Origin of the sequence: Lysinibacillus sp. NPDC092081 (genome assembly GCF_044755845.1) — a bacterium.
Lineage (GTDB): Bacteria > Bacillota > Bacilli > Bacillales_A > Planococcaceae > Lysinibacillus.
Genome location: NZ_JBIVRU010000003.1, coordinates 306,423 through 332,551 on the forward strand (window position 1 = coordinate 306,423; position 26,129 = coordinate 332,551).

The window sequence follows — 26,129 nt, forward strand, 5'->3', positions numbered from 1 at the left end:
TAATAATAGTGAGGCAGGCATCCTAATAGTTAAGCCTATTTTTTCTAACATTAAAGTTGACCAAAGGAATCCTTCTATCCGTATTACCAATTGTCGCTACACAGTACCGGTTCTAAATTATTTATACAAAATTGAATAATAGGAAGTTCAATGGGGATATAAATAAAATAAAACCGACAATAGGAGTGTAGAGATGGCGACACTTGTTGTAAAGAGAGGAATTATGCACCGATACCAAAGCATTGGGCAGGCGATTCAAGAGGCAGAGCCGGGGGATTTTATTGAAATCCGGGATGGGATATATGAAGAAAGCTTCGAAATTTCCAAAAGGCTGACACTTTATGGAGTGGGGAATGTGACCATTAAAGGTGGCGTGTTTATACGCTATCGGACACTTGTAAATATGCGAAATCTGCGTTTTACTCAAGGGCAGGGTATTTATGTAAAGGGAGATTTACAGCTAGAAAACTGTGTCATTGAGCAGCAAATGGTGCAGGCACAAGTGACCGTAAGCTTCGGTAGTTTAATGATGAAAAATGTTGATATTTTAGCGAGCCCTGTCAATCATTTTGGCTTACGTATTGATAATGGTTCGAGCGTTATTCTTGTGGATACGACTATCCAGCATCATGTAAAGGCTCAAATCTCTGTGCAAAAAAGTGATATCGCATTGACTAATTGTATGCTATTAGAAGGAAGAACGAATGGCATTTTTGCAATACAGGATGTAAAGATGGAGATGACGGATTGTGAAATTCATGGACATCAAAAGGCGCAAATTGTTGCAGCCTCCAGTTCAATTTCAATGACCAATACACTTATTCACCAAGGGCAAGATGTAGGGATGCAAGTTTTCGATAGCTCGAAACTAACGATGGATGGCTGTGAAATCAAGCAACATCAAGACACGCACCTAGTTGTTCATCAAAGTGAGTTGTTGGTGACGGATTCTATCTTTTCTGATGGAGCAGGGAATGGCCTTTATCTTGGCGAGAAAACTAAGGCAATATTGTATGATTGTAAGATCCATCGACATGGGAAGTCACAGTTGTTAATTGAAAATAGTAAAGCGGAGTTTCGTACATGTAGAATAGAAAAGGGAGAGGCAACAGGAGTTACGATTGTCAATGAAGCCGATGTATCCATGACAGAGTGTGATCTCCAAGAACACCCGCAATTTCACTTTATTATTGACTCAAGCGGTCTAAAGCTTAATCAGTGCATGATTCAATTTGGGCAGGCAGGTGGTATTTATGGCAATGATCACGCCAAGATTACGCTTCAGAACACAACAATTCGAGAGCTCAAAAGTCATCACCTTTATATAAATAATGCTCGACTATTTGCTGATAATTGTACTTTTGAACACATTAGCGGAAATGCGATTACTTGTATTGATACTATTTTTGAAGTTGCGAATAGTGAATTTAAAAACTGTTATGAAGGCCCATATGCAATAGTTTGGTCTGATAAGACAATGGGTCGTATTGAGCATTGTACGATTGATAAAGCAGATCGTCCATTTTTAGCGATGTCTAATCAATCTTTACTTGAGTTGGTTTACACAGATCTAACTGCTGTAAAAATACCGGCTATTGTACAGGGGAAGAGTCAGTTATTTATCGAAGGGTATACAAATGAGACAATATGGAAGACGGATGCATCGTCGAGAATAGTTTATTTGCCAGTCAATACTAGCGATAAGACAAAGCACGTTGTATTAAATCAAGCTAAAATAGACGATGTCCAAAAACTGGAGGGCGGATTGCAAATACCACTCGAAAATTTACAAAAATTTAACAAAACCCTTCTTAAGAATAATATTAATAAAACAGTGTAATAACCGAATAATAAAGTAGGATAAGTAGTTTCAATTATTTTGAAATTACTTTTTTTATGAAATCAAAGCACTGTAATAACGAGGGGAAAGGTATAATCAAGGTGAATACATATTAACAAAGTGAGTGTTCTATCCGCTGCCATTATTCATTACAATCTTAAGCATATTTTTATGTAAACGGTTTCTTATTGTGAATTATAAGCAATGACGAAGAATGCTATAATTCGACAAAAGGGCTTGTTATTTTTATAATAGAATTAATAGATAAAAAAATGGTTATAGACACTTCATTAGAAAATTATTGATTGGATAACAATGATTTTTTAGAGAGCTTAAATTATTATTAAATTAATGTAGATTTTGGATTGATAAAGTGCCATGTTCTATCCTGTAATCAGTAAAAATGGTTCATAAAATGGTTGTATTAGTTCGTTGTTTGAGAAATATGAATAATGATTGTAAAATAATAAATGGATGGATTAGAGGTGAAAAAAGTATGTTTGGACTTTCGAAAGAAGAAATTATGTTAATGCTTGAGAAGGTGGGATTAGAAGAGAAGCAAAAAAATGCAATTGCCGACATCATGCATCTTAACAATTTGCGAATTGAGCAACAACTTGCATTTATTATCCACCTAGTAATTGAAGAGCGCGAAAGAAATATTTCAAACAATACATATTTAAATTAATAAATGTTGAAGTATAAAAAATTTAACCTTTTGACATATTACATATCTTTTAGTACCCAAAATAAATGGACATTTAAAGTTTGTGTTCATGATATTTATTGTCGAAAAAAATATAAATCACAAGTGTGTAAAAAAAAGCACTTGTGATTTTTTTCTTTTTTGGCAATTAACTGTATACATTTTGGGGTTTAATTGGTTATATAGATGAGTTAACTACGAAATGGATATCCAAAAGTTGGTGAAGTATGAATAAAGAGTGGGAGCGTCTATTGCTTGCGCATGCAGAAGTCGTTTTCAAATATTTGATAAAAATAGGGGCTACAAAAGAAGATGCCGAGGACGTTATACAAGAAGCAATTATTAAAACAATTGAATGTTTGTCTACAATTCAACATGATAATTTACGAGCTTGGTTATTCAAGGTAGCCCTTAATCGTTACTATACGTTGTATAACAAGCAAAAGCGCGCAACATTAATCGGTGACAATGAAATCGAAAAATTAAAAATTGCATTAGATGATGTAGAGCAACATTATTTACAAAAAGAGCAAAATGTAAAGATTAATGAAGCCTTGGAGGGGCTACAGCCGTCATTTCAGCAATTACTTTTAATGAAATACGATATGGAATTGTCCTATAAAGAAATGGCTGCGATTCTCGCGGTGAGTGAGTCGCATGTAAAAACTTATTTACAGCGAGCTCGAAAAGCATTTAAAAAACAGTGGGAGGTGTTAGAAGATGGACAATCTTTTTAATACAGAAAAGATGACAAAAACAATGAAAAAAGCACAACGTTGCGCAACATGGAAAACGATCATCATCACTTTTTGCGTCATCATTGTGACATCATTTGCTGGGAAAATAGCTAATGATGTTATCACTGGATTTTTGCAAAGTCATGCACAGAATTATTTTTATACGCTACACCAAGTAGAAGGGGCAAATGAGTTTATTGGAACAACGAGGAATTACCCAGGCATTTTAGGAGGTGAAATGCATTATAAAACGTTTAAATACATTGAAGGTAAAATTGTTCCTACAGGAGATGATACATTTGGCTACGGTTTTTTACGAGATGAGGTACTTTATGAAGGTTCTAGTTCTCCGGTTCCATTTGGAACGAGCAACAGTGATGAAGATTTAGATGTTCAGCGTTACAATGAGCTAGGACAGCGTGAAATGTTGTTTTTCTATCCATTTTTAAATTATAAAAAGACACGCAATGATTTAGCATTGTTGCCTAAAATTGGTGACGATAAAATTATGGAAATCGCTTTATCTTTTGATAAAGGTTATACGATGCAAGAAGCACTTACAAAGCTGCCGAAAAATGTGACTACTACTTGGTTATGGGTAAAGGACGTGGATGAAGCAGCTGACAATACTGGTAAGATTGTAGAAAATGGAAAAGTTAAAGGAAGTTACAATTTGTTGCGAACAGAACAAGATGTATATGGTTTTTCACTTTTAAACGCAAATGGTGATGAAGAAGAGAACCCAGCTGAGCTATTTGTGCGTGCAATAAGTAGTGGTACTAGACAAAAATCAAGTTTACAAGATGAGTACAAACGGTTAGAAAAAGAAATTGGTGGTGCGGATAGTCTATCAGTAAAAGATCTTGTCATTTATGGGGCTGTCGTCACTGGGAATACGAAGACACTCGCAAGCTTACAAAATCTTGATTTTATTAAAGCATCTTCAATCGGAGTAATAACAGATAAGTATTGACATCTAAATAAGGTCATTCCATAGGGGGATGACCTCATTTTTATAATCCCTTCGTAAAACAAATAATGCGGTTAGCCTCTGTGAAACCTAGTTTAAGATGGACAGCTAGACTTTCGAGATTTTGTAATTCACAATCACTCGCAAATTCACTACATCCCTTACGTTTAGCCCACTGCTCGCAACTCTCGACAAGTAGCTTTGCAAAGCCATTCTGTCGATATGGTTCTTTTACGAAGAGTCCTTCTAAATAGCCGACTGGGCTTGAGTGAGTACCTTCAACATAATCTGTTCGAAGTTGACATTGTGCAAAACCAATTGCTTTATCATCCTCATAGGCAAGGAAAATAGCATCGTTTTCAGCATTAATTAGTTGCGCCATCTCCTCGCAAAATTCTTCTAACGTATGATTTGGCCAAAGTTGTAGTGCTAATAATGCTGCTGTTTGAACATCTTCTATGAGGGCTTGTTTAATCATATCGATTCTCCTTTTTAAAAAAATGGAAAAAATTGAAACTTTTTGTTTTTAAGAACGTAAAAATATCAGATAAAATAATACAGGGAGGTTAATATTTTGAAGCAAGCGTTAATACTTGATATTCAAAATGATTACCTTTTGCCTATCGCCAAGCATCAAATTGAGCCAACTTTAAATGGCATAAATGACCTGATAAAAAGCGCTGAAAAGTCAAATGTCCCTATCATCTATATTAGGAAAGTATTTGAGCGAACGCAAATACTTTCGAACCTTTTACGAAAATTCACTGCGTTAAAAGGCAGTAAAGGTGCTGAATTGGATGAACGACTAATAAGAGCCAAGGGTGCGTATTTTTCAAAAAAGAAAGCGGATGCATTTAGTAATCCCAGCTTAAGTACGTATTTAAATAATAATGACATAAAGGACTTAATAGTAACGGGCGTATTTATAGAAGGCTGTGTCACTGCAACAGTGGAAGGGGCTTTAGCTAGAAAATTTGCTGTAACTGTTGTGGAGGATGCAGTCGCAGGTGCTACAGATCAAAGTAAGGAAGCAGCCTTAACTAAGCTAGCTACACAGAACATCTTAATCCTTAGTTCGGAGCAGATTTTTAAAAGTGAAACTGACAAGGGGGAAATTTGCAATGACGCTTTTACAAAGATTAATTGAGCAAGCTAAGAAACCAAGAGGATTCGTAGGTTCACTGATGCTACGAATTATGAATAAGGCACATAGTGGTATGAATACTTGGCTAATGAAACAGGAAGCCATAAATGATGGCGATATTGTATTAGATATTGGATGTGGGGGTGGAAAAACACTGCAATCCTTATCGAAAATTAATCCTAGTGGTAAAATCTATGGTATAGACTTTTCTGCGCAGGCTGTCAAAGACTCTATAAAAACAAATCAAATGGATGTAGCAACTGGAAAAGTGATCGTGACGCAAGCTAGTGTGTCGAGCATTCCGTACTCAGATAAGTTTTTCGATACAATTACAGCATTCCAAACGCATTATTTTTGGCCAGACTTGGCAAATGATGTGAAGGAAGTATTTAGAGTGTTGAAGGACGATGGGAAGTTTATTATAATTTCGGAGCTCTATAAAATTAATTATCATATGAAAGCCTATAAAACGAAATCTGAAATCAAGCAGTTGTTTAAAAGTGTTGGGTTTCAAACCGTTACGATACGAGAAAACACACAAAAAGGATGGCTATGTATAACAGGGATTAAATGATACATAAAAATGGAGGATATATAAATGAAAAGATGTGAATGGGTCAAGCTAAATGAACCTTTATATGTTGAGTATCATGACAAGGAGTGGGGTATTCCCGTCTATGATGATCAGCATTTATTTGAAATGCTCTGTCTAGAAGGAGCACAAGCTGGACTTAGCTGGTGGACAATTTTACAAAAAAGGGAGGGCTACCGGGCAGCATTCGACCAATTCGATGTATCGAAAATCATTCTCTATACGGAAGACAAGCTACAGGAACTTCGTCAGGATTCTCGCATCGTTCGTAATAAGCTTAAAATTGCAAGTGTTGTGACGAATGCCCAAGCTTTTTTACGTATACAGGAGAAATATGGCTCCTTCTCTGACTATATTTGGGGCTTTGTGGATCATCAGCCGATCATCAATGAATGGTCGTCCATAGCAGATGTACCTGCTACAACAGAAATTAGTGAACGAATGAGCAAGCAATTAAAAAAAGACGGCTTTAAATTTGTTGGAAGTACGATTTGCTATTCATTTATGCAGGCAACAGGGATGGTGAATGATCATGTCGTAGATTGTTTTTGTCGCAGTGAGGGATCAGCTGATGAAAATTGATGAAATTAAGGCACAGCTAGTTAGACAGGCAACCATCTTTAAAACAGGTGGAGTTAGACCTACACATGACCTGCATGAAAGTTGGATTGGCTATGTAGGCTGGTCATTACCTGCGGAACAGTGGCCACAAGGGTTTCAGCCTCTTGCTACATTATTTTTAAGGGACCTTCCTTTTGTACCCGCATCTCTGCAGCATATCGAGCTGCTAACGTTATCTATCAATGAAGAAATATTTGATCACCTCATAGAAGATGATCTGAGTCGTTTTTTTGAAATAAGAGCATATACATCTCTAGAAGGCTTAATCCAACAAAATTGGCAGCATGACCGTATTCGCGCTTTCCCGCTTATTCCAAAACTTATTGAAAATGATTATCCGACATGGGATGGAGGAGGGATTCCATCTGATGTGGAGGATGAAATTTTGAGGTTAGAGCACGAGGAGGATGTTGAATACTTCGATGATATCGTAGAAGAAATATACGCTATTCATAAAATAGGTGGCTATCCAGCTTATTGCCAAAGTGGTCATGATTACGGTGAGGACTTTCCCTTTGTATTACAGATTGCCTCAGACGAGAAGGCGTATTTCAATATCGTCGATAATGGAAATTTCTATTTCTTTTTTAATCCAGCGCTAAATGAGTGGTGTGTGTATTGCGATTTTTATTAGCAGTGAAATCTATCTGGAATAAAAGAAGCAAATACAGCATAACTAAGATAGAAGTTACAGTTATACGTCCATTGATGACATGATTAGGAGGAATAATGATGAGGAGGCAAACATCTGAAATTAGAAAAATAAAGAAGGTGAAGAAAATGGAAAACAAAACAGTTATTAAGAGCGGTATTAGTTTTGGCTCGGTATTGGCCATTACTATTTCTTGGAGTGTAAATCATTCAATAATATGGGCAATCATACATGGTTGTTTAAGTTGGTTGTATGTAATTTATTACGCACTAATAAGATAAATGGTGATGAGCATGTGAAATCTATTCAGAGAAGCGGGATGAATGTGGAACCTGACGCTGTGCAATTGTTTAGAGGGAAATTGCATCGTATACATACAATAGTGAATGTGTGCTTCGTTCATAACTTTTGAGCATCTAGCATAAATAACTAAGTGCTCTTTTTTCGATGAAAAGCTCATATTAAGAAAGAATACTTACATCTTTCCACGTATCGTAGAAGAAAGGTTGATAGGATGACACATCAAGTGACCGCCACGAGCAATATTGATTGTACTGCTACAGGCGTTGATGAAATATTACAAAATGTAGCTTTTATATTATCTACTTTCGTAATATCTTGCCCATTATACAGAGATTTTGGTCCACCTTTCCAGCTTGTCAAAAGGCGTAATACCGCACGTCTTATTGAAAGCATTCAACGTTTCGTGCCACAAGCTATAGTTATAGATGTTGATTATCTTGGAGATGCATATGTAGGAAAATTAGAACCCGTTGTGAAAGTCATCGTAAACGAATAAATGACTAAGGTGGATTTTAACCTTTACCTTACACCAATTTGCCAGGCTATTTACATGTTAGCCTGGCAAATTTTAATAGCTATAAAATAAAACATAAATTTCAAAGTGGGATTAATTCATTAAGATAAGCGTATTCTATTAAAAAGAAGAAATGGAGAGAATGTATGAGAGGGTTAATAAAAGGCCTTTTTGTTATATTTTCCTTGATAATAATAACCGCAGCCTTGATTAAGTATAATAATCAGCCTTCATTTGAAAGACCCATAGTTCAAAAAAATCCCGATACAAATTATGCTGATGAAATTGGTGAAAAATTACAAAACACAAATTTTACACAAAAAATTATTGTAGCGTTACGAGCAGCAGGCTATTTCCCAGATAGTATGATCGGCTATTTAATTGAATCTCCGAATAATCAAGTAATCACTATACAATTACATAATTTAGATAAATTCGATAAAAGTACAGAAAGCGAAATCCAAAATATCGTCAACAGTATTGCAGAAAATAATGATTTTCAGTTGTTTATCGTTAATCTCAAACTTATTGATGTTCATTAGCAACGCTTAAGGATGGTTAGGGACCTCTAAATAGTTACAGGAAATTTATGTGCTATAATCTAAGAAAAGAGGTGATCATTCTGAGGATTTTAGTTTTAGGTGCCACTGGGCGCGTTGGTAGCCACATCGTTTCCCTAGCTTTACGAGATGAACATAGCGTCACAGCTTTAGTTCGTAACCCAAATAAGCTACAAATAAATGATGAAAATTTACATATTGTACAAGGAAATGTCTTAGAAAAACAAGATTTAAAAAATGTCATAGCGAATGTTGATGTTGTGATTAGTGCATTAAACACAGATGGCACAAATACATTAACTAAAAGTATGCCGCTAATCCTTGACGCTATGGAAAAAGAGCATGTGAAAAGAATTATAACTGTTGGAACAGCTGGTATTCTTCAAAGTCGTCTGACACCGAGTATTTTACGTTATCAATCGAGCGAATCAAAAAGAAGATCAACCTTTGCGGCAGAGGAGCATCATAAAGTCTATCATTTATTGAAAAAATCTGACACTGATTGGACAATCGTCTGTCCTACATACTTACCTGATGGTGAATACACAGGCACTTATCGTATCGAACAAGACTTTTTACCGGATGATGGGGTAGAAATATCTGTAGCAGATACCGCGGAGTTTGCCTATCAACAAATTCAGAGCAAAGAATATGTGAAAACGCGTGTAGGGATTGCTTACTGATTTCCTAAACAATTGTCTCTATAAGTATAAGAAGCGGATAAAAAGGGTCTGAAAAAAACCAATAAGATAGAATGTGCGTTAATCGAAATAGGATTAACGCTTTTTTTGTTGTAAGGAAATTATTAAATTTTGTGTTTGTGGATAACTAAAGCATGTATTCGAGGGGAATAAGTATGATGATAGAGCAATAGACGTGTTGGGGAATATAGGATATAGAAGACATTATCTATTAAGAAGGATTCTGAGGATATTTCTGGAATAAGTACACTAAGATATGGATTGTTTGAAAATAGGCGAATTAAAGTAGGAGTGAAGACTTATTTCGAATCGTAAAAGAAGTTTACCTTATATCGTGACTTTCCTTTTAATATTTCTCTATTATGGTATAGTTCTATTTTTGTATCTTCAAGATGTAATTGGTGGAATTACTTTTGTTGCTATACTTTTGATTAATTTTATCATCTTATTAATGGTTCGCATTTTATTTAGAAAAAAAATATATAAAAGAAAAATCACGCTCGCTACTTCCATAATGTTCTTGCTTTTTTGCTTCGAAATACCCCTTATATTTTATGAAGGAACTTCGCATGTCGCATACATATATACAGAGCCACTACATGCCAAAGGTACTGAAATCTATTTAATAGGGGTAAATAAAGTAGAATTTCAATTTATGGAGAGTATTCAATCTGTTGAAAATCTTTTAAATAAACAGCATGTTCCTTTTTTTAATGTAGCTGAAATTACGAATTTAGTTCTTTACGAGAGCAAAAATCAACAAATATTGAAGTGGCTTCATCTTCAAAAAAATGAAGTAGATCAAATGAAAGACAACGTAAACCATTATCTAGGTAAAGAAGATGTACGTATCAATGAATTTTTTTATCAGGATCGTATTGGAGGAAATAGTGCTGGGTTAGGGCTAGCATTAACAGGACTTATTATACGAGGCGATTTGCAAAACAATGTAGCAATTGCAGTTACTGGGGCAATAAACGAAACTGGTGAAGTATTACCGATAGGGGTACTAAAAGAAAAAATTCTAAGCGCAGAAAAATACGGTCTACCTTTTATGATGATTCCCACTAAAAATGCAGAAGAAGCAGAAGAGATTCAAAAGGAGCAAAATATCAATATGAAAATTTTGACTGTGTCTCATGTCGATGAAGCTGTTCAACTAATTAATGAGATGAACGATAAAACAAGATAAAAGTTGTTAGAATATTAATTGAGCATGGGAAAGGCGTCTAAAAACAAAAGTCTTTATCTTTTATTCCATAGACAAAAAAGGTCACCTTCAAAGTATAAAGGTGACCTTAACTTAAACATGTAGTCTCTTTTCAGTAAATCAGCCCTCAGATAGAACTAAATACCGTTTAACCACATTGTCATATTTCACGATTAAAACATCATCACGTTCTTTTACTGAACCCTCAGCATTAGTGGCATTAAATTGTATGTCACCAATATATTGATCTTCATTCATTTCAAGTTCATCGATCCATTCTATATTGGTCGCAAAAATGTTACCTTCCCATTGAAAAATATCTGCCTGGTTGTTCAACCTTAAAGCTTCAGCTGCGTCAGGTTTTCCAAAGGTAAAAGTATCTACTGCGACGGTTTCATTACAACCAACTAAAAACAAACTAAACAATACTACAAATAATAAACAGTCTTTCGTCTTCAATATATCACCCACTTCATTCAGTCGGGCTCAACTTTATTTACATTTACTTATGCATCATTTGATGTGGCATGAAAAGGAGTAATTTAATGCAAGAAGATCTCTTTCTACAATGGGTTCTCCACCTGCTTTTAGACACCTTTCACTTGCCAAATTAATTTCCTGTTGATTAAAAAAAGATTGCACCCCAGTTAAAAACACTATGCCAAAAACAAGTAATAGACCAAGTTTTAAAAATGGCCTTTTCATTTTATCGCTCCTTCTTTTAAACATGAAGTTCTATACATCAATACGATTGAATTCTTAACCCCTAGAAGTCACACAATTATTAATTACCGTTTTATGGTGATGGCTGTTATTTACAGTTTAATGGAAGAACAAAGGGAAGTACATATTACAAAATTCCTTAAAATGTTTAATGTTTCTGTTGTTAAAGTATGAAATCAGGAAACGGGAAATGAATAGAGAAGGTTTATTGACAAAACGTATACATTTGTATACACTGTAAATGTAATCGAGGTTGTATACAAATGTATACAACGAAAGGAGAATGAAAATGAGAAGTGAAAAATTTAAGGAATTTAGAGAAGAGGGACATCATCGTGGTGGACGTCACAGAGGAAGAGACGGCTCTCAACAACGTGGAGCTAAAACCTTCCGACGTGGAAGAGCTATTGCTTTTTTAGAGATGATGAATCTAAAGCGTGCAACGATTAAGCAACAATTGGAGCAACCAGAGTTTCAATCTATTCAGCCAATATTAGTGGGTGAATTAAAAGCCATTGATATGGTCATCAATGAGTTCATTCAATTATTTGAATTACATGAAAATGAAACAATGGCTACATCCGACAGTCAAGAAGATGATGAAACATCTTTAAATCATGAAGAGGAAGGGAAGAACCTGAATGAAAATAATTAATCATTACATTGATGCCGTGTTTCATAACGAAGACTCAATTTTAGAGGAGGTTATTACATCCATTCAAGAAAACGGAATGCCCGCCATTTCTGTTTCTGCTTCCTCTGGAAAACTTTTAACAATGCTTGTTTCGATGACAGGCGCTAAAAACATTCTTGAAGTAGGGGCTCTCGGTGGATATAGTGGAATTTGTCTAGCTAGAGGGTTCGACAGTGAAGGTAAATTAACTTCTCTTGAATTAGAGGAAAAATACGCACAGTTAGCTTACAGTAATTTATCAAAGGCAGGTTTTGGTGAACAAGTGACTTATATGACGGGACCTGCATTGCAAAGCCTTGAAAAGCTGGTGCAGGGTAATGAGCGATTTGATTTTTTCTTTATCGATGCTGATAAGGATAATTATGAAAACTATTTAAATTATTGTGTAAAGCTAGCAAATCCCGATGCTATTATCGTTACTGATAATGTCCTTGCTAATGGGAGTGTGGCAGATCCAAATGCCCAACCAAAACGTTATACGGAATTAATGAAGAAATTCAATGTAGCAGTAGCGAACCACCCTCAATTAGAGTCGATTATTATTCCAATTGGTGATGGTATGACACTTTCAAAAGTGAAGAAATAAGCACCATATTGATACGAGGAGGCACTGACGGACGAATGCATGTTAGTGCTTTTTTGCTTAATACTTTTCATAGCCTACAAATATAAATAATTGAGTACCCATCCGGCAATCCCAACTATAATGCCTACAATAATTAAGACAAGTCCATGCTTTTTCGCATGATAATCATTTCTTAAAACGATGCCCATACAAATGGCAATAATACCACAAAACAATTGAAAAAAGACAAGTGCAAACGAAACGTTTATCCAACCAATTAGTATGAGTAGGGATTCATAGCTTTTTTCAGTTTCCATATACATTCCTCTTTTCATGTTATGGATATATACCATTTTATTGGACAGTTTTATTAAAAATACATGATTTAAATTGAATATTATCAGTAGTAAAAAATTGGGGATCTACGATAAGTTGGGGGGCAATTAAAAAAAGACTAAAGTCGACCTTGTTGTAAGCTTGAATTCAGTCTAATTTCACATTTAACTTTTCTGATATGCTTCTAAGTATTTCAGTTTGTTCCTGCTGAATTTTAATGAATATAATTAAAATCCAAATGATAAAGGCAGCTGGAACAATGTAAAACATAAATATACCAAAAAGAGGTATATTTGTGTTTTACATCTCTTTTTTGAATAAAGTAGAGGGTTGGCCTCTGCTATTTACTTTAATTCTAAATGTAGTATTGGATAATGGCGACCTGAACTATCTGTTGGTTCTTCACTGACAATCGTGAAATCATTTTTCAAATAAAACATCTTTGCGTTTTCATTGTCTTTATTAACATCAACAGACCTTATATTAAAATCTCTAATAAGTTGTTGTATTATTTGTTTACCATAACCTTTTCCAATTTCAGCAGGTTCTAAAAATAGCATTTCTAAGTGCTGATTATGGGTACCTGAAAAACCAATCAATTCATTTTCTGCAAACCAAAGTCTCACATCAAGATGTGGGAAAAACATAGGAATTTCCTTTTTAATGTCTTCCTTATCTTTTAAACTTAAAAAATCATGGGTTTTGGTAACGGATCTATCCCAAAGATTTAGTATAGTTTCATAGTCATCAGTTGTTGTTTGTCTGTTTTTCATAATGTTCTCTCCTTATTCTCTTCATTATCACGCTCCTTTCTATTTTTTATTTGAAGATCTTAATGATGTAGCACCAATCAAAATAAATTTTCATTTTCTATGATCCTCTCGATTTAGGGGATTTGTTCTACTTATAATTTATATGTAACATGTGGTACTAGATGTTACAAAATAATAAAAGGGCCACACATTCGTGACCCTTAGTATCAAGTCAGGAGGTGTAAGGCTAAATTAGCTTTACATTATTAAATATATGATGTAGATGTAATATAAGTTAGTTTTGTGCCTGTGAAATAGATTCATTAAAAATTAAATTTTCAAATCATAAAATCCTAGACTTAACTAATTTTAGTGCCGTTTGGGACAGGCTGATCAGGAGATAATAGAATTACATCTCCTTCTACAGGAACGCCACCGATCACTAAAACTTCAGATTTAAAGCCTGCTACACGACGGGGAGGGAAATTAACGATTGCTACTACTTGCTTATTAATAATTCCTTCAGGCGTATAGCGTTTCGTAATTTGTGCAGAGGATTGCTTGATGCCAAAATCTTCTCCAAAATCAATTTTCATTTTAATAGCAGGAACCCTTGCTTTCGGAAGTTCCTCAGCTTGGATCACAGTACCAATTCTAATATCAAGATTCACAAAGTCTTCTATAGTTGCCATAAAAAATACTCCTTAATTTCCAATTTGTATAAACTCTTGTAAATTTTTTTCGATGAATTTATTTATTTTTTCTATAGTACTTGGATAAATATTTTCGAATATTGCATAAAGCGATTCAAATGATGCAAGAAGCTTTTTGTTTTGATTTAATTCATCTCGAGTGATTGAAAAATTCTCTAATGTAGTAGGGTGATTATGTCGTTTTAGTTCTTGTTCAATTTTCTCAAGGAGTAAAAGAAAGGGTTCATCATTAAAATACTTAAAACAGGCTTTGATCGCTGCCCAATTTTTAGGCTGAGCCATGAAATAAGCACTCCACCAATAGAATTCGATAAGAGATTTACTAATATGGTTATAATAAACATAAAACATAAATAATGCTCTTTGACCTTCTGTAAGTTCCTCATAAAAACGTTCTTTTACACCGATATTAGTTTCTTCGGACATTCTTACCTTATAAATCTTAATGAGTGGATCGAAACACCTTTGACTTAAACTGGAGCAATTAAAATCTAAATCCTCTTTCTTTACACTTATTATCAAAATAATCACACTCCTTCCAAATAATATAACATTTTGGCATAGGGATGTGCAGTGTTATTTACATACATTTTGGATTGTTATTGGTTTTGTATACAGTTAAAAGTAAAAAAATAAAAGCATCTTTTAGTTTAAACCTCAAATAATAATGATTAGAAATAATTATTATTTGCAGGAGGTGAAAACTTGAGGAAATATTATCTGCTAATCGCTTTATGCTTTTTCGGGGTATTTTTATTTTTTATCAATGAAAAATCCTTTGCAGACAAAGGAAGGAAGTATTACGAAGAAGCAGGTCAAATTTTGTGGGATATTAATACGGATGAAAAAGTGATCGCCCTAACCTTTGATGATGGTCCTCATAAAAAGTACACACCTGATATTTTAGATATATTAGACAAGTACAATGCTAAAGCCACATTCTTTATTGTGGGTGAAAATGCAGAAAAAAATCCTGAGCTTGCTTTACGTATACACGAAGAAGGTCACGAATTAGCCATTCACACATACACGCATCCTTTAAGGACGAATGTTTCTAATTTAATGAAAGAAATAAAACAAACACATGCAACAATTTATGGTATTACTGGTTATGTCCCTGTTTTATTTAGACCAGTAGAGGGCCAATACACGGATTCCATGATTGATGCAATAGCAAAAGAAGGGTATAAAGTTGTCATGTGGTCATGGCATTTAGATACATTTGATTGGAAAAATCTTGGAGAAAAGAAAATTGTCAATACTGTTTTAAAAGGTGCTAAGCCTGGAAGTGTCGTGTTATTTCATGACGGCGGTGGAAATCGTGAGCAAACTGTGAAAGCATTGAAAAAAATCTTACCTGAACTTGAAGACCAGGGATATAAATTTGTAACGATTTCTGAGCTTCTGGAGATTCAAAAGTTAAGTAATAAGGATGCAAAATAAATAGTGGCAGGGCTCAGTTCTTAATGTAATCTGGGCCTTGCTTTTTAGTATTATTGAACCCTTTGTATTTATATTGGAATAAATAATGTAAAATAAGGATGTTTGTGGTGATTTCAACTTTTAATGGACTGTGCTAATTTCTAGACCTTTAAATAATTTATGAAAAAGAACATTTAAGAAATCTACAACAAGGAATGAGGGTATCAATTATGAATGATTACATTAAAACGATGAGACAGTTGATTGGGCAGTAAACTCTATTGACTATTGGCTGTGGAGCAATAATTGAAGATGATAGGGGACGTATTCTTTTACAAAAAAGAATTGACGGTGATATTTGGGGAATCCCAGGAGGCATCTTGGAAATCGGAGAAACATTTGAAGAGACAGTTAAAAGGGAAGTCTTTGAAGAAACTAATCTTATTCTGAACAATATGACATTGTTTGGATTATATTCTGGTAAAAATGGTTTTGCAGAGTACTCAAACGGAGATAAAGTATTTAGTGTTCAGATAATTTTTTACTCAAGCGATTATAAAGGTACTTTACAAATCAATGATGAAAGTAGCGAATTGCACTTTTTATCGAGAAATGAAATACCAATCAATTATGCCTCGGCATAATTGCGTCCGGAATCAGCTTTGTGCTTGCACAAAGAACTCCTTTCCGATTCCGTGACATCCGCCGGAGGCTTTAACTTCTTTCAGCGGATGTTTGGACACCCGCTGAAAGAAGTTAATCTTAATCCTCATCAATCCTCATATATTAAGGATTGGTACAATGGTATACCTACACCAGTAATAAAATGAAAAAGTTTTTAATCTAATGGGTGCGTTTCCTCTAGAAGTTTTATATAATTTGAAAATACAGTATTTTCAAAAAAAAGGTGAAAAAGATGAAACAAATTATTACATTAGGAGGAGGGGGCTTTTCTATGGAGCCTCATAATCCTTTATTAGATACATATATTTTACAGCAGTCTAACAAAGCCAATCCTAAGATCTGCTTTGTTCCTACTGCAAGCGGAGACTCAGAAAATTATATTGCAAGATTTTATTCTTTCTTTAACGCTCAACAATGTATTCCGTCCCACTTATCACTGTTTTCTCCTCCTACGCGAGATTTAGAAAGCTTTATTATGGAAAAGGATATAATTTATGTTGGCGGAGGAAATACTAAAAACCTTTTAGCTTTGTGGAAAGAATGGTCGTTAGATAGCATTTTTAAGACTGCTTGGCATGAGGGAATCCTTTTAACAGGCATTAGTGCTGGCTCAATTTGTTGGTTTGAGGAAGGAATAACAGATTCATTTGGAGGAGATTTAGAGCCGATAACATGTTTAGGGTTTCTTCCAGGAAGTAATTGTCCTCATTATGATGGAGAAATTGATCGAAGACCAGCTTACCACAATTTAGTTAAAGCTAATAAGATATCATCCGGAATTGCTGTTGATGATGGAGTAGGCGTACATTTTATCGATCAAGAAATCCATAAAATCGTTAGTTCAAAACCTAATGGTAAAGCATATAGGGTCTCCTTGGAGAAAGATATCGATGAGCAAGAGCTAGCTGTAGAATTTTTAGGAAGTATTGATTAATAATAAATTACAATTAAAGACTGACGATGTAAATGAAAAAGGGAGTACAATAGAAAAATTTGATAGTTTAGCTAAAACGCTAAGATTTATTCAAGTAAGTTGTTAGATACTTTTTGAGAATCTTGTTTGTATTAGCACCACCTAAGATAAAGAAAACGCCGATAAAATCAACGTTTTCTTTATTTTTCACCATAGAAATTGCTGGAAGGGAATAGATTGGTCGATGATATCAAATGCTGCTTTTGTATTCCATTTTGTATTTTTTACATGAAGACTACTCGAAGAATACCGAGTAGCCCTCCTTTAAGGTAGTGACCCCTAATATTTGTAAAAGAGAGCTGTTTTTATATAGATATTTGTTGCAATGGGCTAAGCACATTAAAAAAGCGAAACAAAATATGTAATTAAACGTAAAATAAGGATAGGGGGGATATGGGGTGAAATATTTATTAATTGGTGTCTTCTTATCACTATGCGGTGTATTAATATCGATGATTTTGTGGGGAATGGAAAAGATATATTTAGTTTCAGGAACGGTTGGCTGTATTTTTATTGTCATTTCAATGGTTTTTTCAGGGTCCATGGTTAGTGGGGATAGGAATAGGGCAAACTTCGCTACCGAAACAACAGAACATCGGGACGAACGCAATAAAATTACTGTAAATTCCTTATACGTTGCATTACCAAATATTATTGTTGCGCTTTTATTTTATTATTTAAGTAAATGACATTGAATGGAAAGAAAAGTTGAACAATCTAAAATAAAAGGTCACTCGGACAAAAGTGACCTTTTTTGTTTTAACTGTAGTATGTTAGGCTGGTTAGTTATCATACTATTACTGGGTATATGATATTTAGCAAAAGAGGTTTTGAAAGTGATTAATTGTGACAATGATAAATAGCATTAACTTTATTATAAATCTGAATACTAAATTATTGGAAAATTTAATACATGAATGTTGTACCAACAATAATTAAAAGAATGAATAGAACTACAATTAAGGCGAATGCTGAACCATGGCCTCCGCCATGGCCTCCCCCATAGCCATAGTAACCACCGCCGCCGTATCCACCGCCGTAGCCGCCGCCACCGCCATAGCCTCCGTAACAACAGTTACCGTAATTTCCACCGTAATATCCCATAAAATATCCCTCCCTTCTACAGTCTATAATATGTTTAGGTGTAGAAAGGAGGGGAGGTATTCATCTTGGTTGTACTCAGTTTGAATTAAAAATCCCAAAAATTAATGATAAAGGAATTATTCAATTTTAATTTCTTTCAACAAGTGTTTTGGTAGCGAAAACAAGGCGTCAGCTACAGATGTTTTATGTAACGTAAGTGAAACGGCAGTTACAAATGTTTTATGTAACGTAAGTGAAACGGCAGTTACAAATGTCCTTTGACCGAAAGTGTAGCGACAGGTACAGAAGTCTCCCATCTCTGTAGGTGGTGAGATGATTATGTAGAGGCATAATTGATAAATGGAGCCACCTATGTAAAGTGTTCCTCGAAATTTTGAGGTTTCTTAGGAAATAAAATATGTAAGCAACATTTTTATAGAAAAATAATATTGAAACTATTACAAATTTCAATCGTATAAAATAAGGAAGGTTCTAGGAGGTGTTTTACTATGCCGTTTATTGGATGGGCTATTCTAACTTTTTCAATTGTATGTTACTTACCTTTCTTTATCTGGCTTTCTGCTAGTTATCTAAGTAATGGTGATCAATCGAAAAGAAAAAATAACTTTTGGTTATTATTGATGTCAGCTGGATTATTAAATTCTTTGAATACTTTCTTGTTTAAGATTCAAGATACATATTTTTTAGCAGTAACAGTCATCATTATTTTATTATCTAGCCTTTACATGTTGTTAATTGTTCGGAAGGATAAAAGAAAAGTATCGTTTAGGTAAATTAAAAGTGGTGGAATGATTACCGAAACGTTTGAGAAATTGTGCAACAGTGACATAATGAACGCAAACGATGATCCCCTTGAAGTAGACAATGTAAATTCCATTTCAACTTCAATGGGAATTTTTAAATTCTCCGACCTCGGTTTTTTAAAATTTTTTCTGTTTCAATACCTGCATTGAAAACAGACAATACCATAATAAAGAAAAATAGAGTTTGAATAAATCTATCTGCAGTTCCATATCCCAAATAATTCATAAATACAAGGATGACAAATAAGATAGCAGAAATAATGGGAGAACAAAGGCGTAATTTACGAGACATGTTATATCCTCCTTTTTACGTTAATGAAATCGCAATATAAGGTTAACATAAAAATGGATTGAAAAGTAAAAAAAGAGCCTGAGCAAGACTCTTATGAAAGTGGTTTATTAATTATTTGTTTCCAGAGCAAAGTGGCTACTGTACCTAGACATATACAAACGGCATATATAATACCACTAATGATACCCCAAAATTCTAATCCAAAAGGTAATAGAAAAGTAGCGATACCTACTATGTATGAGAAAACACCAAATAGCTTAGCTAGTTTATCTTTATCGCCATTAAAACTATCTTCTTGATAACCCGCAATAAGCCACAGTTCCTTTTTTACATGGATAAGATAACCCATAAAAGTAATAATTAAAGCAAGAACCATACAAGTAATATATCCACCAGTCATTTTTCGTCACCTCACTTATGTTAGTTCTAATAAATATACGAATATAACAAGAAAAGGTTTTCCAAATTATTACTGAAGGTGATGTATTAGATACTACAGTCAAATTAAACGATGGAACTACTAAAAATAATATAAGAGTGGCATTAATTAATCTAAAAAAGACTTTAGGGGAAGGTATGGAAAATCTCATCATACAAAATCAGAGATAATTCATCAGAAAATGCTTATATATTTATCAGTATAGGCATAAAAAATGAGGGGATTTGAATAACAATGAAAGAGAAGTAAATAAGGGTCACTTGAACCAAAGTGACCCTAAACCACAAACTAGGAGGGCAAAGCAAGGTTAGCTTTACACTACTATTAATATGCTTTGATAGTTATGTTTGTATAGTGATATGCCTGTGAATTAGATTGAAAAATAAAAGTTACAGGTAAACTTTTGAAATTATGTATAAGTGACATCTACTACATGTTCTCCTTATTTATTTTAACGTAATACAAGTAATAAGCATAGCAAGTATAAATAAAGGGCTATGAGACTAAAAAAGGAAACCTTGTTCATATAACCAAACATCGCTAATGCTAGAAGACCGAAGCCAAATAAATAAATCATCAAATCAAATGCTCTTGATTTGGCGTTTTGACGCATTACAATATTTCGTTCATCATTTTCCTCAATAAGATGTTCCTTCATTGTTTTCTTTTCATCTACCAATTTAGTGATGCCCGTACCTAATAGCATCACTCCACAAGATCCAACTCCTATTGGTACTAAAGCCATTCGAATAAAAGGTATGTTTAAAATTTCTGCGCCGACACCACCTAAAATGATAGCCGAAATTATAAGTAATGAACCAGCAATTATCACTGACCATAATAGCTTATTTTTCATTATTCGTTTTCTCCTTAGATAAAAAATGTCGAAATATCATAAGACTGAAGAGGAAATTTGATGAATTTGCATCTGAAACTCTAATTCCTAGAAATAATACGATTGCTCCAATATGTCTATAAGAATAATCCTTACTAAAAAAGTTTCATTAATGATGCTCATTACCAAACCTCCAAATAAAATAATAACAACACCTAGAAACCTATTAAATATCTCATGAATCTGCCTTTCATCTTAATAAAGTAAGAAGCTATAGCCTAATATAGCTTACAGATAAGAAGGTTTGTTACCTAAAGCTGCTTGTAATACTAAGTGTGCAAACTCATGGTCATTAATTACATAAGTTACCTCTTCCGGCTCAACCCAAATGCGTGAAATCGTTTCATGCTCTCGAAGAAATGGGAGACACTCTTGGATTTCCATACTATAAAACATTTGATAGCCGATTAAGGGGTACTTACTATCAGCATTGAATAAAGGGTTCTCTTCGTGACTGACTTCAATTGCACCAATATAGTTGATATGACCCTTTACATAGCCTTCTTCAAATGCCTCTCTATGGAATGCTTCTTCAGGTGTTTCTCCATTTTCTATATGACCTCCAGGAAAGTTAAATCCCCTTCCGTCTACATGAACTAACAAAACTTTTCCTTGATAAAAACAAACCCCATGTACACTTGTTACTTTACCGTAATCTTCAATACTTTTATTTTGAAGCCAAGTCAGTATAAGATGGTGTCCGCTCCAGTTTACATAAGTTTGGTTGTTCATCTGCATCCTTCCTGCCTACAAAAATCATTATATTTCCATTTTAGTTAATTAAAAGATGTGTGTATATTATAATTTTTAACTTAATAATTAAAAAAAACCTTCAGTAATAGTTCATATGTTCATATTCAGAAGGTCTATAAATAGATAATATTTCGAGCTGATTTATTTTTTTAGGGAGTCAAAGTAATTTGAATACACTTTTAGTGAACATCTACATCAATTGCTTCATCAAAGCGGAAGCTAAGAGTTAATGAATTACTGCTGTTATGAAGTGGATGTTTGGGATGCACCAACAGAACAAAAATACAAAAAGAGTCACATTTAACTAGATGTGGCTTTTTCTGATGCATCTAATAGCTATGAAGAAGTGCGATGGAGGCAATCTTAAAGCAAGCTGGTTAAGGTGCAGCCATGTTTGTCAATCAACTTTACGCAACGAAAGAGGTGGTACTATGCAATTAACAGATGGTACAAGGACATTTGATTCAGCAACGATCGATGAAGCTGCAAAAAAAATACAACGAGATGAGCAGGAGCGAGAGATGTTAAATGCTTTTGCTAGATATGCTTACCTTCGTTATAAGCAGATTCGAGATTGTGTAAACCCTCGTAAATGTAAATACATGAGGATTGAACAAGTGCGTGAACAATTAAAATCACCAGCCAAACTACGGAAAGTTAGCGGTCTATTCAATATTTCAGAAGAAGAAGTGCTTTACATTGTAGATTTTGTGAAAAAGTATTTGAAGTATGTTAAATAAATCTAAATCTCCCGGTCAAAAATTTCAACCGGGAGATAATTATTTTAAGCGCTAGTTTAAAATTCCTCATGTTTTTCATTAACTCTGGCGAATTGTTCTGTTGGATCGTAGATGAGTTTCATCTGTAAATAATTCTAGAAAATTCATTGCGTGCTTTGCTAAATATCGATCTTTTGACCAAACAATATTCGCTTTTGATTGGATATTGCAATTAGAAAATTGAATGATTCGAATACCGTGAATTGAAAATTTATCGAGACTCGTTTTTGGTAAAATCGTTACCCCCAAACCTTCACTTATTAAGGAAATAACCATCGCAATATCAATGCACTCACAAATAATATTAGGCTCGAAACCGTGACGTTTGAATTCATCGATTATAATGCGAAATGTACTACAACTACGATGACGATAAAACGAAAGAAACGGTATATCCTTTAAGTCTTCTATTTGAATGGGATTCGGTAAATTCCAATGTGCAGGTGTGGCAAGTACAAACTCTTCTAACTCTAACCCGATTGAAAAGAAATTATCATCTTCAATTGGTTGTTGCAGGATCGCTAAATCGATTTCTTTACTTACAAGACTTTTCGTTAGGAAAAATGTATCTCCTTCAATAATTTTGAAGCATAAATTAGGATATCTCTCATGCATCAACTTAATTTTTTCAGGTAGGTAAGATAAACAGGTTTGATCTGCCCCAATTGATAGTACCCCCTTTAACCCTTCTCCAACTTCTTTTATTTCTGAAATTGTATCTTCGAAATTAGCTAATAATGCTTTGCCTTTTTTATATAAAATCTTTCCTGGTTCAGTAAGCTCTAATGCTCTACCGTTTCGATCCAATAGTTTACAATTTAATTCTTTTTCCATAATTTTTAATTGATTGCTAAGCGGCGGTTGTGCCATATGCAATTTTTTGGCTGCTTTCGTAATTTGTTTTTCTTCAACAATCGTAATGAAATAATTTAATTGTCTTAAATCCATTAATCTCTCACCCCTATACTTAAAATTAAATAGTTTATGCAATTTGTATACTTATTCTGTATAGTAACATTTTTTCGCGTGTTTTCGATATATTTGTTAGATATTTCTGGTTTTTTAGTTAGATAATCTAGGGAAACCTAGAATTAGCAAGGATTTCGCGGATTATTAAATGGCATGTTCTTTATGGATTTTATATAACAATTAACGTACGAGTATATTAAAAACGTATATATATGAATTTTTAATATATATTTTTAGTATTTATCATTTATTAAAATACATGTTATTCTTTTGATTAACTGAAATCAGAAAATTCTGCTTAATGTAGCTTTTGATCTCCAAAAATCTATTTTTTCTTATTTATTTTTATTATTTTTAAAAATTAAAACATTACAGGTAATATCAGAGATGTTTATTTTTGTTACATCGGAGGGCTATACATACCGTCATTTAAAAGGGGATGCGGTTTCTATAGGTATAAAAATTATTAAGGGGTGTAGTGTTTATGAAAAAGACTTTATTGTCTCTTTTCCTATTGATGGGTGCACTATTGTTGGTGGCTTGTAGTTCATCATCAGATTCGGGGAGAAGTGATGCATCTTCCTCTAGTTCTGGTAGTGAAGCATCAGCAAATTCAATCAAAATAGCTGGAATCTTTTCTGCATCTGGTGGAGCAGCTGCTCTAGGGGAACCGGAAATGCAAACGCTGAAAATGTTAGTCGAACAAAAAAATGCGGATGGGGGAATTAACGGTCGAAAAATTGACTTAGTAACATATGATGATAAATCTGACCAAAATGAAGCCATTCTTGCAATGAAAAAAGCATTAACACAAGACAAGGTATCAATGGTTATCGGAGGGACAACAAGTGGTAACTCATTAGCGATGTTACCTTTGGCAGAGCAAAATCAAGTGCCTTACATTTCTGTTGCTGCTAGTAAACAAATTTATATGAATGAAAATGGACAAGCACGCCAATGGGTATTTAAAATGCCACAAGATGATCAACAAGCTGTGGAGCGGATTTTACAGTATTTAAAAGATAATAACTTAACGAAAGTTGCTTGGTTAAATGTTGCAAATTCTTTTGGAACTGGTGGTCATGAAGAGTTTGTTAAACACATGGCAAATTACGGTGTGGAATCAGTCATTGAAGATGAATTTGAAGCGACAGTCACAGATGCAAAGCCACTGTTAACTCGTGTCAAAAAAGCAAGTCCAGATGCAATAATTGTATGGGGAACCGTACAAGAGTCAGCAGTTGTCATAAAAAATATTCGTGAATTAGCACTAGATATACCAGTTCTTGCAAGTCATGGTGTTGCAACGGGCCAATTTATCGAAGTAGCAGGTAATGCAGCAAACGATGTGATATTACCAACGGGTAAATTATTAATTGCGGACAAATTAGAGGATTCAAATCCGCAAAAAGAATTATTAAAAGCGTATAACGAAGCTTTCACAGCGAAATACAATAAACCAGCAAGTACATTTGGTGCCTATGCAGCAGATGCCTTCTCGATTGCTACGAAAGCAATTGAAGCAAAAGGTAGTGATAGCGCTGCACTTCGAGATTACATTGAAAAAGAACTTGGTGAATATGTAGGTTTGACAGGTACTTTTAACATAACTGCGGATAATCATATGGGATTGAGTCCAGATAGTTTTGCTATGGTACGAATTGTTGATGGTAAATGGACATTAGAAGACAAATAAATAATACAAATGCAATGAACAGTGGTGTCTCTCTATCACTGTTCATTCATTTATGAGCTTAGTAACCCCGAAATGAATGGAGTGAAAGACATTATGGAAACATTTTCTCAAATGTTGCAATTATTATTCTCAGGCTTAACAATTGGAGCCATTTATGCATTGATTGCGGTTGGATTTGTCATTATTTATAACGTGACAGGCATACTTAATTTTGCACAAGGCGAATTTGCTATGTTTGGTGCTTTAATTAGTATTTCACTGGTGAAAGCTAATCTACCTTTATGGTTAGCTATTATTTTAAGTATCGTTATTGTGGCTGCGATTGGTGCTGTATTTGAACGAACAGCAATTCATACAGCCCGTAAATCATCCATGACAACACTAATAATCATTACAATCGGTGTATCGATTGCATTTCGAGGCATTGCGATTTTAATTTGGGGAACACAAGCCCAAACATTACCGCCGTTTACGGATAATACACCTATAAAATTTTTAGAAGCTGTTTTACTTCCACAAAATCTGTGGGCGATCGGCCTTTCTATCGTTATTTTAATCGTCATGATGTACTTCTTTAACTATACGTTTACAGGAAAATCATTAACAGCTTGTGTTGTAAATCCATTTGCTGCCCGCTTAATGGGAATCAATCCAAACAAAATGTCACTGCTGGCAGTTGTGGTAAGTGCTGGTGTGGGGGCTTTAGCCGGTACAGTTATCGCGCCAATTTCCGGTGCATCCTACGATATGGGGATGATGCTTGGCATTAAAGCGTTTGTTGCAGCAGTTGTTGGAGGTTTAACAAATGCCCCAGCTGCAATTGCTGGCGCCTTTCTAATTGGAATTATTGAAGCGTTTACAGAGGGGTTATGGTCATCTGGTTTAAAAGATGTAGTGTGTTTCTCATTATTGCTATTAATTTTATTTGTAAAACCAGAAGGTCTATTTGCGAAAGCTTCTGGAAAACGTGTATAGGGAGGTTCAACG

General features: G+C 34.3%; 36 protein-coding genes. 23 read left to right on the forward strand and 13 right to left on the reverse strand.

The window, feature by feature from the left end:
* Positions 1-193: 193 nt before the first annotated feature.
* The 4 genes from ACIQLB_RS08785 to ACIQLB_RS08800 all read left to right on the forward strand — a co-directional run bounded on the left by ACIQLB_RS08785 (position 194) and on the right by ACIQLB_RS08800 (position 4,256).
* Positions 194-1,840, forward strand: coding sequence for a right-handed parallel beta-helix repeat-containing protein (locus ACIQLB_RS08785; protein ID WP_400723887.1), 1,647 nt, complete (start codon positions 194-196; stop codon positions 1,838-1,840).
* 496 nt (positions 1,841-2,336) lie between these two features.
* A complete protein-coding gene (locus ACIQLB_RS08790) occupies positions 2,337-2,528 on the forward strand; it encodes a hypothetical protein (RefSeq protein ID WP_400723889.1) in 192 nt (63 codons plus the stop codon).
* A 245-nt stretch (positions 2,529-2,773) separates the two neighbouring features.
* Positions 2,774-3,283 (forward strand): RNA polymerase sigma factor, encoded by a 510-nt coding sequence (locus tag ACIQLB_RS08795; protein ID WP_400723892.1) that lies wholly within the window; start codon positions 2,774-2,776, stop codon positions 3,281-3,283.
* Positions 3,267-4,256, forward strand: coding sequence for an anti sigma factor C-terminal domain-containing protein (locus ACIQLB_RS08800; protein WP_400723895.1), 990 nt, complete (start codon positions 3,267-3,269; stop codon positions 4,254-4,256). The genes ACIQLB_RS08795 and ACIQLB_RS08800 overlap by 17 nt, the downstream gene beginning before the upstream one ends.
* A 40-nt stretch (positions 4,257-4,296) precedes the next feature.
* Here the strand turns inward: ACIQLB_RS08800 and aac(6') are convergent, their stop codons facing one another.
* Positions 4,297-4,731 (reverse strand): aminoglycoside 6'-N-acetyltransferase, encoded by a 435-nt coding sequence (gene aac(6') / locus ACIQLB_RS08805; protein WP_400723898.1) that lies wholly within the window; start codon positions 4,729-4,731, stop codon positions 4,297-4,299.
* Positions 4,732-4,827: 96 nt separating this feature from the next.
* Here aac(6') and ACIQLB_RS08810 point away from each other — a divergent pair, with 96 nt between their 5' ends.
* From ACIQLB_RS08810 to ACIQLB_RS08850, 9 genes are all read left to right on the forward strand, one after another.
* Positions 4,828-5,400, forward strand: a complete 573-nt coding sequence (locus tag ACIQLB_RS08810) for a cysteine hydrolase family protein (RefSeq protein WP_400723900.1) — start codon at positions 4,828-4,830, stop codon at positions 5,398-5,400.
* The gene (locus ACIQLB_RS08815; RefSeq protein WP_400723903.1) at positions 5,375-5,971 is read left to right on the forward strand and encodes a class I SAM-dependent methyltransferase; all 597 of its coding nucleotides are present in this window, start codon (positions 5,375-5,377) and stop codon (positions 5,969-5,971) included. Before ACIQLB_RS08810 ends, ACIQLB_RS08815 begins: the two co-directional genes overlap by 26 nt.
* 24 nt (positions 5,972-5,995) lie before the next feature.
* Entirely contained in the window at positions 5,996-6,571 is a 576-nt protein-coding gene (locus tag ACIQLB_RS08820; RefSeq protein WP_400723906.1) for a DNA-3-methyladenine glycosylase I, read from the forward strand.
* Positions 6,561-7,244 carry a DUF1963 domain-containing protein gene (locus ACIQLB_RS08825; protein ID WP_400723909.1) on the forward strand — a complete coding sequence of 228 codons (684 nt, stop codon included), beginning with the start codon at positions 6,561-6,563 and terminating at the stop codon, positions 7,242-7,244. Before ACIQLB_RS08820 ends, ACIQLB_RS08825 begins: the two co-directional genes overlap by 11 nt.
* A gap of 98 nt (positions 7,245-7,342) precedes the next feature.
* On the forward strand, positions 7,343-7,543 hold the full coding sequence (locus ACIQLB_RS08830; RefSeq protein ID WP_400723912.1) for a hypothetical protein: 201 nt from the start codon (positions 7,343-7,345) through the stop codon (positions 7,541-7,543).
* Between the two features lie 245 nt (positions 7,544-7,788).
* Positions 7,789-8,061 (forward strand): hypothetical protein, encoded by a 273-nt coding sequence (locus tag ACIQLB_RS08835; protein ID WP_400723915.1) that lies wholly within the window; start codon positions 7,789-7,791, stop codon positions 8,059-8,061.
* A gap of 164 nt (positions 8,062-8,225) precedes the next feature.
* The gene (locus ACIQLB_RS08840) at positions 8,226-8,621 is read left to right on the forward strand and encodes a hypothetical protein (RefSeq protein WP_400723918.1); all 396 of its coding nucleotides are present in this window, start codon (positions 8,226-8,228) and stop codon (positions 8,619-8,621) included.
* A gap of 80 nt (positions 8,622-8,701) precedes the next feature.
* Positions 8,702-9,322 carry an NAD(P)-dependent oxidoreductase gene (locus tag ACIQLB_RS08845; RefSeq protein ID WP_400724060.1) on the forward strand — a complete coding sequence of 207 codons (621 nt, stop codon included), beginning with the start codon at positions 8,702-8,704 and terminating at the stop codon, positions 9,320-9,322.
* Between the two features lie 673 nt (positions 9,323-9,995).
* Positions 9,996-10,532 (forward strand): S16 family serine protease, encoded by a 537-nt coding sequence (locus ACIQLB_RS08850; protein WP_400723921.1) that lies wholly within the window; start codon positions 9,996-9,998, stop codon positions 10,530-10,532.
* Positions 10,533-10,670: 138 nt separating this feature from the next.
* Here ACIQLB_RS08850 and ACIQLB_RS08855 read toward each other — a convergent pair whose 3' ends face one another.
* On the reverse strand, positions 10,671-11,009 hold the full coding sequence (locus tag ACIQLB_RS08855) for a hypothetical protein (protein WP_400723925.1): 339 nt from the start codon (positions 11,007-11,009) through the stop codon (positions 10,671-10,673).
* 54 nt (positions 11,010-11,063) lie between these two features.
* Positions 11,064-11,255: a hypothetical protein gene (locus ACIQLB_RS08860; protein WP_400723928.1), complete on the reverse strand. Its 192-nt coding sequence runs from the start codon at positions 11,253-11,255 to the stop codon at positions 11,064-11,066.
* Between the two features lie 307 nt (positions 11,256-11,562).
* Here ACIQLB_RS08860 and ACIQLB_RS08865 point away from each other — a divergent pair, with 307 nt between their 5' ends.
* The gene (locus tag ACIQLB_RS08865; protein WP_400723931.1) at positions 11,563-11,928 is read left to right on the forward strand and encodes a hypothetical protein; all 366 of its coding nucleotides are present in this window, start codon (positions 11,563-11,565) and stop codon (positions 11,926-11,928) included.
* Positions 11,915-12,553 (forward strand): O-methyltransferase, encoded by a 639-nt coding sequence (locus ACIQLB_RS08870; protein ID WP_400723934.1) that lies wholly within the window; start codon positions 11,915-11,917, stop codon positions 12,551-12,553. Before ACIQLB_RS08865 ends, ACIQLB_RS08870 begins: the two co-directional genes overlap by 14 nt.
* A 74-nt stretch (positions 12,554-12,627) precedes the next feature.
* On the opposite strand, the gene ACIQLB_RS08875 is transcribed toward ACIQLB_RS08870, so the two are convergent.
* The 4 genes from ACIQLB_RS08875 to ACIQLB_RS08890 form a co-directional block, all read right to left on the reverse strand.
* A complete protein-coding gene (locus tag ACIQLB_RS08875; RefSeq protein ID WP_400723937.1) occupies positions 12,628-12,849 on the reverse strand; it encodes a hypothetical protein in 222 nt (73 codons plus the stop codon).
* A gap of 363 nt (positions 12,850-13,212) precedes the next feature.
* On the reverse strand, positions 13,213-13,641 hold the full coding sequence (locus tag ACIQLB_RS08880) for a GNAT family N-acetyltransferase (protein WP_400723940.1): 429 nt from the start codon (positions 13,639-13,641) through the stop codon (positions 13,213-13,215).
* A gap of 338 nt (positions 13,642-13,979) precedes the next feature.
* Positions 13,980-14,312: a chaperone CsaA gene (gene csaA / locus ACIQLB_RS08885; RefSeq protein WP_400723943.1), complete on the reverse strand. Its 333-nt coding sequence runs from the start codon at positions 14,310-14,312 to the stop codon at positions 13,980-13,982.
* Between the two features lie 12 nt (positions 14,313-14,324).
* A complete protein-coding gene (locus tag ACIQLB_RS08890) occupies positions 14,325-14,855 on the reverse strand; it encodes a hypothetical protein (RefSeq protein ID WP_400723946.1) in 531 nt (176 codons plus the stop codon).
* 183 nt (positions 14,856-15,038) lie between these two features.
* Here ACIQLB_RS08890 and ACIQLB_RS08895 point away from each other — a divergent pair, with 183 nt between their 5' ends.
* From ACIQLB_RS08895 to ACIQLB_RS08910, 4 genes are all read left to right on the forward strand, one after another.
* Positions 15,039-15,776 carry a polysaccharide deacetylase family protein gene (locus ACIQLB_RS08895; RefSeq protein ID WP_400723949.1) on the forward strand — a complete coding sequence of 246 codons (738 nt, stop codon included), beginning with the start codon at positions 15,039-15,041 and terminating at the stop codon, positions 15,774-15,776.
* A 260-nt stretch (positions 15,777-16,036) separates the two neighbouring features.
* Positions 16,037-16,399, forward strand: coding sequence for an NUDIX domain-containing protein (locus tag ACIQLB_RS08900; RefSeq protein ID WP_400723951.1), 363 nt, complete (start codon positions 16,037-16,039; stop codon positions 16,397-16,399).
* A 272-nt stretch (positions 16,400-16,671) separates the two neighbouring features.
* Positions 16,672-17,373: a Type 1 glutamine amidotransferase-like domain-containing protein gene (locus ACIQLB_RS08905; protein WP_400723954.1), complete on the forward strand. Its 702-nt coding sequence runs from the start codon at positions 16,672-16,674 to the stop codon at positions 17,371-17,373.
* A gap of 437 nt (positions 17,374-17,810) precedes the next feature.
* Positions 17,811-18,101 carry a DUF5316 domain-containing protein gene (locus ACIQLB_RS08910; protein WP_400723957.1) on the forward strand — a complete coding sequence of 97 codons (291 nt, stop codon included), beginning with the start codon at positions 17,811-17,813 and terminating at the stop codon, positions 18,099-18,101.
* Positions 18,102-18,318: 217 nt separating this feature from the next.
* Here ACIQLB_RS08910 and yjcZ read toward each other — a convergent pair whose 3' ends face one another.
* On the reverse strand, positions 18,319-18,516 hold the full coding sequence (yjcZ, locus tag ACIQLB_RS08915) for a sporulation protein YjcZ (protein ID WP_400723960.1): 198 nt from the start codon (positions 18,514-18,516) through the stop codon (positions 18,319-18,321).
* Between the two features lie 488 nt (positions 18,517-19,004).
* On the opposite strand from yjcZ, the gene ACIQLB_RS08920 reads away from it, so the two are divergent.
* Positions 19,005-19,289, forward strand: a complete 285-nt coding sequence (locus ACIQLB_RS08920; RefSeq protein WP_400723963.1) for a hypothetical protein — start codon at positions 19,005-19,007, stop codon at positions 19,287-19,289.
* Positions 19,290-19,413: 124 nt separating this feature from the next.
* Here the strand turns inward: ACIQLB_RS08920 and ACIQLB_RS08925 are convergent, their stop codons facing one another.
* From ACIQLB_RS08925 to ACIQLB_RS08940, 4 genes are all read right to left on the reverse strand, one after another.
* Positions 19,414-19,611: a hypothetical protein gene (locus ACIQLB_RS08925; RefSeq protein WP_400723966.1), complete on the reverse strand. Its 198-nt coding sequence runs from the start codon at positions 19,609-19,611 to the stop codon at positions 19,414-19,416.
* 91 nt (positions 19,612-19,702) lie between these two features.
* The gene (locus ACIQLB_RS08930; protein WP_400723969.1) at positions 19,703-20,011 is read right to left on the reverse strand and encodes a DUF3784 domain-containing protein; all 309 of its coding nucleotides are present in this window, start codon (positions 20,009-20,011) and stop codon (positions 19,703-19,705) included.
* 490 nt (positions 20,012-20,501) lie between these two features.
* Positions 20,502-20,906, reverse strand: a complete 405-nt coding sequence (locus ACIQLB_RS08935) for a hypothetical protein (RefSeq protein WP_400723972.1) — start codon at positions 20,904-20,906, stop codon at positions 20,502-20,504.
* Positions 20,907-21,173: 267 nt separating this feature from the next.
* Entirely contained in the window at positions 21,174-21,677 is a 504-nt protein-coding gene (locus tag ACIQLB_RS08940; RefSeq protein ID WP_400723974.1) for an NUDIX domain-containing protein, read from the reverse strand.
* A 452-nt stretch (positions 21,678-22,129) separates the two neighbouring features.
* Here ACIQLB_RS08940 and ACIQLB_RS08945 point away from each other — a divergent pair, with 452 nt between their 5' ends.
* The gene (locus ACIQLB_RS08945; RefSeq protein ID WP_400723976.1) at positions 22,130-22,438 is read left to right on the forward strand and encodes a hypothetical protein; all 309 of its coding nucleotides are present in this window, start codon (positions 22,130-22,132) and stop codon (positions 22,436-22,438) included.
* 78 nt (positions 22,439-22,516) lie between these two features.
* Here the strand turns inward: ACIQLB_RS08945 and ACIQLB_RS08950 are convergent, their stop codons facing one another.
* Positions 22,517-23,425, reverse strand: a complete 909-nt coding sequence (locus tag ACIQLB_RS08950; protein ID WP_400723978.1) for a LysR family transcriptional regulator — start codon at positions 23,423-23,425, stop codon at positions 22,517-22,519.
* Between the two features lie 505 nt (positions 23,426-23,930).
* Here ACIQLB_RS08950 and ACIQLB_RS08955 point away from each other — a divergent pair.
* On the forward strand, positions 23,931-25,142 hold the full coding sequence (locus ACIQLB_RS08955; RefSeq protein WP_400723981.1) for an ABC transporter substrate-binding protein: 1,212 nt from the start codon (positions 23,931-23,933) through the stop codon (positions 25,140-25,142).
* A gap of 93 nt (positions 25,143-25,235) precedes the next feature.
* On the forward strand, positions 25,236-26,117 hold the full coding sequence (locus ACIQLB_RS08960) for a branched-chain amino acid ABC transporter permease (protein WP_400723984.1): 882 nt from the start codon (positions 25,236-25,238) through the stop codon (positions 26,115-26,117).
* Positions 26,118-26,129 lie beyond the last annotated feature (12 nt).